Below are 9,519 nucleotides of genomic sequence, written 5' to 3' on the forward strand. Positions count from 1 at the left end.
GGCCGCATTGGAAAAACACCGCGACCCACAAAATGATGCGCTGGTTGACCCGTTGGATCAAGCCGCATAACCATGAAATCCGCAGCGTCGCCCGAAACGCTTTTCAACATCGTTCGGGACATTCCCTTGCTGTTGGGGGCCTTCGTTTTCCAGGCTCTTGGGTACGCGCCGTGCGCAATGTGCATCTGGCAACGCTACCCACACGCAATCGCCATTGGAATGGGCGCTCTGTTGCTCTTTGCTCTGCCGATTTTGCCAATCCTGATAATCGGTGCCCTGTCGGCACTCAGCACATCCGCGTTGGGAGTGTTTCATACCGGTGTCGAGCGCGGCTGGTGGGAGGGACCGACTTCTTGCACGGGATCCGGCCTCGATGTTTCCCAAATGTCGGTATCGGAATTGCTGCCCTCTGCCAGTTCAAATGCGTCCAATCTTGTTCTGTGCAGTGAGGTTGTCTGGGAATTTCTGACGTTGTCCATGGCGAGTTGGAACGCGATCCTAAGCGGTGTCCTTGCTTGCCTCTGGTTGGTCGCGATCGCAAGACATCAAAAGGTTCGGTGGCATGGGGTCGCGGACGTTTCTTGAATCGTCCCGCATTCATCGAAAACAAACAAAGGGCTTCGCTTCATGGTTACAAGACGACACTTCCTTGCACTTTCCGGCTCGCTGTTTTCAGCTTCTCTGAGTTCGCCAGCATTCGCTAAGACCTGGCCGTCAACAGCCGAAAAAGCAGCTTGGGATGCGCAGATCACGCCCGCCAACTATGACCCGGCAACAACCAACCCATGGGGGCTGCATCCCAGGCTGCTGCCGCAACGCGTTTTGGCGAATGACGGTTTGCGCCCGGGTGACATTCACGTCGATGCGATCGCGCGCTATCTGTACCATATCGAGGAAGGTGGCACCGCGATGCGATACGGGGTGGCGATTGCCAAGGGCGATCTCTATGAACCCGGCACCTATACGATCCGCCGAAAGGTCGAATGGCCGCACTGGACGCCAACGCAGTCAATGATCGAACGCGATCCGGAGGCTTACGAGCGGTTTGCCGACGGTATGGAGCCCGGCCCCAACAATGCCTTGGGCAGCAGGGCTTTGTATCTATTCGTCGGAGATCGGGATACGTACCTTCGAATTCACGGAACGCCGAGCCCTCGCAGCATTGGCGGCCGGGCCAGTTCGGGATGCGTGCGCATGGTGATGGCCCACATCAATGATCTCTATCCGAATGTCGCTGTCGGATCGACGGCGTTCCTTTACTCGGCCGAAGACAGCGTTACCGCTCGAAGCTAACCTATTGCATCTTTGGCTCACACGCCGAGGACTGCGTCGTGCAGGGACATCTTCCAATGAATTGTTGGACGAACACTCACGGCTGTGTCGCAAGTGAACTTTCGAACTGTGCGATCGCTACGGATTTGTCGTCCTCATCGTTCTCGAACAGCTTTGTGGTTCGCACGCCCGGCAACTTGCCAAAATCCGCCATCAGGCGCTTTGGAAAAAATGTGCGTCCGATGGATTCAAATCCTGGTAATTGTCTGAGTACCGCGGAGGTACTGGCACTACAAAAACCGGAAGCGGCTGGGCCGCTGGCAATTGCAAGGCGCAAAGCCTGCTCCGCGACTTCGGGAGACACATCGATCTCTTGTATGACGACATGGTAGGTCTCGCGAGCATGAGCCCGCGCATAAAAATCGGCCACTTGTGGAGTAATGCCATAAAGCACATCTCCCCGTTCCGGTACAGCGCTCAGCCGGACCGTTCCTGCCGGATCGAAGATAACACGCTGCGACCCATTAATCATGACGCTGCTATGCGCACCCGCCCCGGACCTGTTGTTGATCATGGTGTACAACGTCAGCGCGGCCGGTCCATCGTGACGGTAGGATGCGCTACTGATGACTTCGGCTGAAGCATCCGGGCGCATGTCGTTTCCTGCGCCGCACCCCGCCAAAATTACCAAGGTTAGAACTGAGAAAATGCGGTTCAAAAAGAGCACCCTGCAGCCTCCTGCCATGGGTTGAATAATTGAATTTTCGGGATATTCAGGTCCTCTACCACTCTCGACACCAACTCTTCCGGATTTCACGTCCACCGAAACACGGGTTCGGTGTCGGTTGGTACGCGACTCCTCGACAGGTTTTTCTCTGGATATCGCAAGTCTCAGATTAAGAGGAGCGTTCGCCCCGAATTGATTTGTCGCAATTTGTAACAGACCCCGCCTTTGTGACCTCGCGATACAAAACACCGGCTCGCGTGGCATTCCGCATCTGCAGGTGCATCCCATATGGTGGCTATCGTAACACTGACACGAGGTGATCGACATGAAACGCAATACTCTACTCGCTGCAATGACTCTGGCTGCAACCGCCTTTGGTGGCGTCGCCTTGGCGGATGCCAACCATGGGCACAGTGGTCAACCTGGTGCCCAAAGTGGGGCAGGCATGATGCAGAACGGTGGTCCGGGCATGATGGGGAACATGGGCGGAATGATGGACATGATGCAGCGCATGCACGGAAACATGATGGGCGCAGGCATGGGCAGTGGTATGATGGGCGCAGGCATGGCTGGCGGCATGATGCAAATGTTCGACACCGATGGAGACGGCACAACGACGCCGGAAGAAATGCGCACGCAGCTGCAGGCCAAGCTTTCCGAGTTTGACAGCGACGGGGATGGAAACCTCTCGATTACCGAGTTTGAAGCTCTCCACAGCGCGATGATCCGCGAAATGATGGTGGATCGTTTTCAACACCTCGATGCCGATGGCGACGGCGCGGTGACGCCGGAAGAGATGGCCGCTCCGGCCGATAGGATGGAGCGGATGCAGATGATGCGGTCGAACATGGCAGATGCGCCTGCGCGGCCGGGCAACGGTCAGGGCATGGGCAACGGCTCCATGATGCAGGACAACTGAGCCAACGGGTGCCGGTTTTTTCCGGCACCCGTCCTCAAAACGCCAAAACCGTTCTCGGCCGGGACATTGAACCGAACCGCGACCTGAACCGTTTAGCCTCGTTATGCCAAAAAATAGAGACACGGAAAGGAAAATTCCCATGGCCTATACCTATGATCGCGTCCTGAAAGACACCAATATCGATGACGCAGAGATGCGTGTTCGGGATGCTTTGGCAGACAAGGGCTTCGGCGTTCTGACTGAGATTGACGTCAAAGCGACGATGAAAAAGAAACTTGATGCGGACATGCCGCCTTACCGCATTCTCGGGGCCTGTAATCCGGGCATGGCGCACAAAGCCATCGAGATCGAGCCTCGCATCGGTGCGATGCTTCCCTGCAATGTCATCCTGCGGCAAGTGGACGGCGACACCGAGGTCAGCGCGGTCGATCCTGTCGCTTCGATGCAGGCGGTGCAGAACCAAGACCTGGACGCGGTCGCCGGCGAAGTCCGCGATCTACTCCGGGACGCCCTCGACGCCGCGTGATGGCGGGATGGGCGTTGGATGCCCTGTCGCAGATCGAGCGCCTTTAGCGGTGCTCGATCAATGCCATCTAATCCCCACGTAAATTCCTGATGAGGAACTCACCCAGTGCTGCCAGCGGGATTGCCATTTCCGGATATTGGAACCGACCTCATCTCCTTCGACATCGGGGGGGTCACATTCGCACTCCGCTGGTACGCGCTAGCCTATATCTTCGGTATCCTGATTGGCTGGCGCATTTGTTTGAGTGCGATAAGCCGTCCCGCGCTCTGGACATCAGTTGGACCGCCGCTTGACCGGACGCAGATCGAAGATCTTCTGACGTGGATCATCATCGGCGTGATTGCTGGTGGTCGCCTAGGCTTTGTACTGTTCTACCAGCCCGCATATTATCTCGCAAATCCCTTGGAAATTCTGATGGTCTGGCAAGGCGGCATGTCCTTCCACGGGGGGTTCGCGGGCGTTGTCATCGCTGCCTTGCTGTTCTGCCTTCGACAGAACGCGTCTTTGCTCAGCACTGGCGACTTGCTGGCTTTGGCGGCACCGCCAGGCTTGTTTCTTGGGAGGCTGGCGAACTTCACCAACAATGAGTTGTGGGGGCGGCCGACGGACGTTCCCTGGGCGGTGATCTTTCCCGGCGAAGTCGCGCAGGCCTGCCCAGGGATTAGTGGCCTCTGCGCCCGACACCCGTCCCAGCTGTACGAGGCGCTATTGGAGGGGCTCATTCTTGGAATGCTGCTCATTTATCTCGCTTGGGGCCGGGGCTGGCTGAAAATGCCCGGTGCCTTGGCTGGCGTGTTTCTGACCGGCTATGGTCTTGCCCGAAGTTTCGTCGAGATGTTCCGGCAACCGGACCAACAATTTGTAACGGCGGACAACCCGATCGGCCATGCGCTTCATTTTGGTGAGTGGGGTTTGACCATGGGCCAGTTGCTCTCCATGCCAATGGCGCTGGTCGGGCTGGCGTTGATCGTGTTCGCCCGGCGGGAACGGGGCCGGACAGCGCCACCCCGCAGAGCCGCAATGTAATCGCCGTACTGATCTCTCTTGACCCTCCCGCGGATGGAAGCCCTAGGCAAGAGAAGCATTCTCGGAAAGGACCGCAAAATGAGCACTCCCGACAGTTCTGAAACCACAGCAGCTTCTTCGGTATTCGTTTGCCCCATGCACCCTGAGGTGCGGCAGGACGAGCCCGGCAATTGTCCGAAATGCGGGATGCATCTCGGGCCGGAATCGGAGCTGGAGGTCCATTCAGCACATGATCATCACGACCACCACGCGGGTGCCGCGCCGGCGGATGGCCGATATGATCTGGTTCCTAGAGGGCATGATGGTCCCATTTACACCTGCCCGATGCACCCTCAGGTGCGGCAGCCTGATCCGGGCGCGTGTCCGATCTGTGGTATGGGATTGGAACTGGAATCCGGTGTGCCGGGCGATGAAGGTCCAAATCCCGAACTGGTGGATTTCACACGGCGGTTCTGGGTCGGCACAGTCCTGACGATCCCGCTCCTTGTCCTCACGATGGGGCCTTTCGTCGGTTTCCCCGCAGTCCGGACGTTTTTTGGCGAAAGCACTACACAATGGATCGAATTGATCCTGGCAACGCCAGTGGTCTTGTGGTGCGGCTGGCCGTTTCTGGTTCGGGGCTGGAATTCGTTCCGTACGATGAATCTCAACATGTTCTCCCTGATCGGTATGGGGGTAATCGCGGCCTGGCTCTTCAGCGTCGTTGCCGTTCTCGCACCGGACATATTCCCTGATGGGTTCCGAGACTCCGAAGGCCATGTCGGCGTCTACTTCGAGGCGGCGGCTGTGATCGTGACGCTCGTGTTGCTCGGTCAGGTGATGGAATTGCGCGCACGTGAAGGAACCGGCAAGGCGATCCGCGCGCTTCTCGACATGGCGGCCAAGACCGCGCGGGTCATGCGGGACGATGGCTCCGAGGAGGAGATCCCGCTGGAGGACGTACAGGTCGGCGACCGGCTGCGCGTACGGCCCGGTGACAAGGTGCCTGTCGATGGCGTGGTTCTGGACGGCCGGTCCTCGATCGACGAAAGCATGATCTCCGGTGAACCTGTGCCCGTCGAGAAGACCGAAGGCGACCCGGTAACTGGAGCGACGATCAACGGCACTGGCAGCCTGGTGATGGAGGCGACGCGTGTCGGGTCCGACACGATGCTTGCGCAGATCGTCGAGATGGTGTCGAACGCGCAGCGATCGCGCGCGCCGATCCAGAAATACGCCGACAAGGTGGCGGGATACTTCGTTCCGGCCGTCATCGGTATCGCGGTCCTGTCCTTCATCGCCTGGGCGATCTGGGGGCCCGCGCCTGCGCTTTCCTACGCATTGATTTCGGCGGTGGCGGTTCTGATCATCGCCTGTCCCTGTGCGCTTGGCCTGGCGACACCGATGTCGATCATGACGGCAACGGGGCGGGGCGCTCAGGCCGGCGTGTTGATAAAGAACGCCGAGGCACTGGAGCGGTTCGAGAAAGTCGATACCCTGATCGTCGACAAGACCGGCACGTTGACGATGGGCAAGCCGCGGCTTGTCGACGTACTCCCGCAACCCGGCCACGACGAAGCCGAGGTTTTGCGTCTCGCCGCATCGCTTGAGCGCGGATCGGAGCACCCCTTGGCCGAAGCGATCGTCAGGGGTGCGGAGGAGCGAGATGTCAAAATAGACGAGGCACGGGACTTCGAGGCGGTCACTGGCAAGGGCGTCAAGGGTGTTGTGGACGGCAAAGCGGTGGCGCTCGGCAATCTGGCGATGATCCGTGAATTGGGGCTCGAGGCGGGCGACCTGACCGCCAAGGCCAATGCCCGCCGCGACGAGGGTGAGACAGTGATGTTCGTGGTGCTGGACGGCGACATTGCCGGTCTTGTCGCTGTCGCCGACCCGGTGAAGGAGACCACGCCCGCCGCGATCAAGGACCTGCATGAACTGGGGTTCCGCGTCATCATGGCGACCGGCGACAACGAGCGCACAGCCAAGGCGATCGGCGCGCGGCTCGGCATCGACGAGATCCGGGCCGACGTGCTGCCCGAGGACAAGGCGCGGATCATCAAGGAATTGCAAGCCGAAGGTCGCAAGGTCGCCATGGCCGGGGACGGCGTCAACGACGCCCCAGCGCTCGCGCAGGCCGATGTCGGCATCGCCATGGGCACTGGCGCCGATGTGGCCATCGAAAGTGCGGGCATCACCCTCGTCAAGGGCAACCTCGATGGAATCGTGCGCGCGCGGCGGTTGGCTCGGGCCACCATGCGCAACATCCGTCAAAACCTGTTCTTCGCGCTGATCTACAATGCCTCCGGCGTGCCGGTCGCGGCAGGAGTTCTGTTTCCCTTCTTTGGCATCCTCATCAGTCCGATGTTTGCTGCCTTCGCCATGAGCGCGTCGTCAATCTCGGTGGTGCTCAATTCGCTGCGTCTTCGCGGCGTTCGCATCTAGAAGCGCGCAACATCGTTCGGACGAACCGAAAGCAAAAGAGAGACCATTTATGCAGAGCAAACAAGACACGTACCGCGAAGGCTCTATCAGTCTGGGCGGCGCCATCGCGATGGGAACAGGCGTGATGATCGGCGCCGGAATCTTTGCGTTAACGGGGCAAGTCGCACAGCTCGCCGGCCCTCTGTTCCCTCTTGCATTCATCGCCGGCGCGGTCGTCACAAGCTTCAGCGCCTACAGCTACATCAGGATGTCGAACAAATGGCCGTCCTCGGGTGGCATCGCCATGATCCTGCAGAAGTGCTATGGTCCCGGAGCCATCGCAGGCGGGGCCGCGTTGCTGATGGCGCTCAGCATGGTGATCGCGGAAAGCCTCGTCGCGCGAACCTTCGCCACCTATGTCCTGCGCCCTTTCGATATCGAAGGTGGCCCATTGGTCCCCGCTCTGGCTGTGGCCGTGATCGTTTTCGCCTTTTTGGTGAACATCGCCGGAAACCGCTCGGTCGGGCTGTTCTCGTTGATCATGGCCGCGATCAAGATCGGAGGCATAGCTCTGTTTGGCATCGCGGCCCTGTGGTCCAGTGGTTTTGCGTTCGCCCCGGCGTCCGAGACCTCACAATCCTACGGGCTCACGGGGTTCATCGCCTCTACGGCGCTGGCCATCCTTGCGTTCAAGGGATTCACCACGATCACCAACAGCGGAGCCGAGATCACTGAACCAAATCGCAATGTTGGCCGAGCGATCATGTTCTCTATCGGAATCTGCGTCGTCGTCTACCTGTTGGTCGCCTACGGGGTCGGTTCGAGTCTCACGATCGAGGAGATCATCTCAGCGCGTGACTATTCGCTGGCACAAGCGGCGCAGCCCGCCCTTGGACAAACCGGCTTCATACTCACGGTGATCCTGGCCGCTGTCGCAACGGCGTCCGGCGTTCTGGCCAGCGTCTTCGCGGTGTCGCGTATGCTGGCGATGCTGACCGACATGGAAATGATCCCGCACAGCCACTTCGGTATGCCAGGTCCCATCCAACGCCACACCCTGGTCTATACTGTCGTCATCGCCGCGACGTTGGCCGTGCTCTTTGATTTAGGCCGGATCGCATCCCTCGGTGCTTTCTTTTACCTCGTCATGGACATGATCATACATTGGGGCGTGTTCCGCTATCGTCGAGCAGACGTCGGCGCCTTCGGTATCGTGCTTTTGACTGCCCTGGCGCTCGATGCGATAGTACTGGCAGCTTTCACCGTGATGAAGCTTCAAAGCGACCCGATGATCGTTCTCTACGCCGCTGTCGGGATGATCGCTGTGTTCGCCTTCGAGCGCGTTTACTTGTCGCAATGGGTGGCACCGCAAGTCGCCCACGCCCACGCCCACGCCCACGCCCACGCCCACGGTGATTAGCCTGCCATCACCTGGCCTGAAGAGATGCGATGCCTTGTGCGCCGATCGTGATCAGCCCGACCGACAAGGCAAACGCAGCCAGGGCAAGCAGCATCACGCCCGTGTTCATGGGCAAGCGACGTACAACCGGTCCAAGAAATTCCGACCGCCCGAAAGCCGAGACGTAGAGCGGCAACGCGCTTATCATAGTCGCATAGAGGTAAACGCCGGAGATGTTCTCGAAAAACGCCGAACGCGCAAGAGTCGGGGATACAACCGCCAAAGCGGTTGAACGATTGCCGCCGAATGACCCGAACCAGTCGGCAGATAGAACGTATATAAGCACGTGGAGACCTGGAAAGAGAAGGGCTCTGAGCAAGACATCGACCAGCACGAAAAACACCGTGTCTCTTGAGCCCGCCTTTGGTTGCTTTGTCATGGCGAAAAGGAAAAAACTGACGTAGTTGGCGGCAAAAACCACGGGCAAACCGTTGGTCGCAACCTGCCTTAGAAAGCGCATGAGTGCCGGTCCGCCGGCAGCAAGAGCCGGAGCAAAGCCCGGAGCCAGTAAGACATAGAACAACAGGACCGGCAGTAATGCAGCGAAGCTGAACAGCAGGACATTTCTAACAAACTGAGCCGCGGGCATACTGATAGAGAAAAATCTATCCATTGAAATAGCCTGCCATGTGGGCACCACTAGGTCGATGATACGTTATCGATCCCTCCCAAGCGGACGGAAGCGACAAGCCGGTTGCGGGCATTCCCAGAGATCGCTTACTCGGCCCGTTTGACGCAAATCGGGTTTCCCTCGATCGTCCTGAGCGGCAATCGCGTTGTTTCAACCGGACTCGCGTGCATGTACCAGTAGCAGTTGTCCTCGGGCCGCAGATAGGCGGTCGCGAGGTCTTGGTTCGGTGCTGCCAGTTCCAGGATATTTTCCGGTAACGGCGGGCGTGACGACGCGTTTTGTGAATTCGAGAAAGACTCCGAGCAAGCCCCAAGGGCCAAGACGGTTGTGAGAAGAAGTGCGCTTCGTGTGTACATAAATTGATGATCCTTCTGGCTGGTTTGTTTTGGCCGCTCTGGTATCGGCTTCCCTCTTTCACAGGTTTGCGCATGACCTGCCCCCCGCTGGTCCCTCGCTCATGACGAGAGTCTGCGGGTTTGATTTTGGTAGTCGTCGGTTTCGGGTTTGGCAAGCGCGGCAGGCGCGGAGCCCTCAAATAGCTCAAGCGCCTGCCGCG

At 59.0% G+C, this 9,519-nt stretch carries 9 protein-coding genes; 7 read left to right on the plus strand and 2 right to left on the minus strand.

Annotated features, from left to right (window positions below; genetic code table 11):
• Window positions 1-72 precede the first annotated feature (72 nt).
• Both AAFO90_RS22970 and AAFO90_RS22975 read left to right on the plus strand, forming a co-directional pair.
• Window positions 73-585, plus strand: coding sequence for a disulfide bond formation protein B (locus AAFO90_RS22970; protein ID WP_347510917.1), 513 nt, complete (start codon window positions 73-75; stop codon window positions 583-585).
• 42 nt (window positions 586-627) lie between these two features.
• Complete coding sequence (locus AAFO90_RS22975) at window positions 628-1,293, plus strand: L,D-transpeptidase (protein ID WP_012187180.1); 666 nt, start codon at window positions 628-630, stop codon at window positions 1,291-1,293.
• A gap of 76 nt (window positions 1,294-1,369) precedes the next feature.
• Here AAFO90_RS22975 and AAFO90_RS22980 read toward each other — a convergent pair whose 3' ends face one another.
• Complete coding sequence (locus tag AAFO90_RS22980) at window positions 1,370-1,981, minus strand: hypothetical protein (RefSeq protein WP_007803430.1); 612 nt, start codon at window positions 1,979-1,981, stop codon at window positions 1,370-1,372.
• A gap of 343 nt (window positions 1,982-2,324) precedes the next feature.
• Here AAFO90_RS22980 and AAFO90_RS22985 point away from each other — a divergent pair, with 343 nt between their 5' ends.
• The 5 genes from AAFO90_RS22985 to AAFO90_RS23005 all read left to right on the plus strand — a co-directional run bounded on the left by AAFO90_RS22985 (window position 2,325) and on the right by AAFO90_RS23005 (window position 8,293).
• On the plus strand, window positions 2,325-2,918 hold the full coding sequence (locus tag AAFO90_RS22985; RefSeq protein WP_223229252.1) for a calcium-binding protein: 594 nt from the start codon (window positions 2,325-2,327) through the stop codon (window positions 2,916-2,918).
• Window positions 2,919-3,057: 139 nt separating this feature from the next.
• Window positions 3,058-3,444 carry a DUF302 domain-containing protein gene (locus AAFO90_RS22990; RefSeq protein ID WP_050686143.1) on the plus strand — a complete coding sequence of 129 codons (387 nt, stop codon included), beginning with the start codon at window positions 3,058-3,060 and terminating at the stop codon, window positions 3,442-3,444.
• Between the two features lie 105 nt (window positions 3,445-3,549).
• The gene (lgt, locus tag AAFO90_RS22995; RefSeq protein ID WP_050686145.1) at window positions 3,550-4,470 is read left to right on the plus strand and encodes a prolipoprotein diacylglyceryl transferase; all 921 of its coding nucleotides are present in this window, start codon (window positions 3,550-3,552) and stop codon (window positions 4,468-4,470) included.
• Window positions 4,471-4,548: 78 nt separating this feature from the next.
• Window positions 4,549-6,894, plus strand: a complete 2,346-nt coding sequence (locus tag AAFO90_RS23000; RefSeq protein WP_347510918.1) for a copper-translocating P-type ATPase — start codon at window positions 4,549-4,551, stop codon at window positions 6,892-6,894.
• 49 nt (window positions 6,895-6,943) lie between these two features.
• Window positions 6,944-8,293 (plus strand): APC family permease, encoded by a 1,350-nt coding sequence (locus tag AAFO90_RS23005; RefSeq protein ID WP_347510919.1) that lies wholly within the window; start codon window positions 6,944-6,946, stop codon window positions 8,291-8,293.
• A 7-nt stretch (window positions 8,294-8,300) separates the two neighbouring features.
• On the opposite strand, the gene AAFO90_RS23010 is transcribed toward AAFO90_RS23005, so the two are convergent.
• Window positions 8,301-8,945, minus strand: coding sequence for a hypothetical protein (locus tag AAFO90_RS23010; protein WP_347510920.1), 645 nt, complete (start codon window positions 8,943-8,945; stop codon window positions 8,301-8,303).
• Window positions 8,946-9,519: the final 574 nt, after the last annotated feature.

The organism is Phaeobacter sp. CAU 1743 (assembly GCF_039839315.1).
Classification (GTDB): Bacteria; Pseudomonadota; Alphaproteobacteria; order Rhodobacterales; family Rhodobacteraceae; genus Phycobacter; species Phycobacter gallaeciensis_A.

Excerpts from the sequence above, each read along its gene's own strand:
- AAFO90_RS22985 (WP_223229252.1), top strand. The coding sequence starts at position 2,325 with ATGAAACGCAATACTCTACTCGCTGCAATGACTCTGGCTGCAACCGCC.
- AAFO90_RS23010 (WP_347510920.1), bottom strand. The coding sequence starts at position 8,945 with ATGGATAGATTTTTCTCTATCAGTATGCCCGCGGCTCAGTTTGTTAGA.
- AAFO90_RS23000 (WP_347510918.1), top strand. The coding sequence starts at position 4,549 with ATGAGCACTCCCGACAGTTCTGAAACCACAGCAGCTTCTTCGGTATTC.
- AAFO90_RS22975 (WP_012187180.1), top strand. The coding sequence starts at position 628 with ATGGTTACAAGACGACACTTCCTTGCACTTTCCGGCTCGCTGTTTTCA.
- AAFO90_RS22970 (WP_347510917.1), top strand. The coding sequence starts at position 73 with ATGAAATCCGCAGCGTCGCCCGAAACGCTTTTCAACATCGTTCGGGAC.
- AAFO90_RS23005 (WP_347510919.1), top strand. The coding sequence starts at position 6,944 with ATGCAGAGCAAACAAGACACGTACCGCGAAGGCTCTATCAGTCTGGGC.
- AAFO90_RS22990 (WP_050686143.1), top strand. The coding sequence starts at position 3,058 with ATGGCCTATACCTATGATCGCGTCCTGAAAGACACCAATATCGATGAC.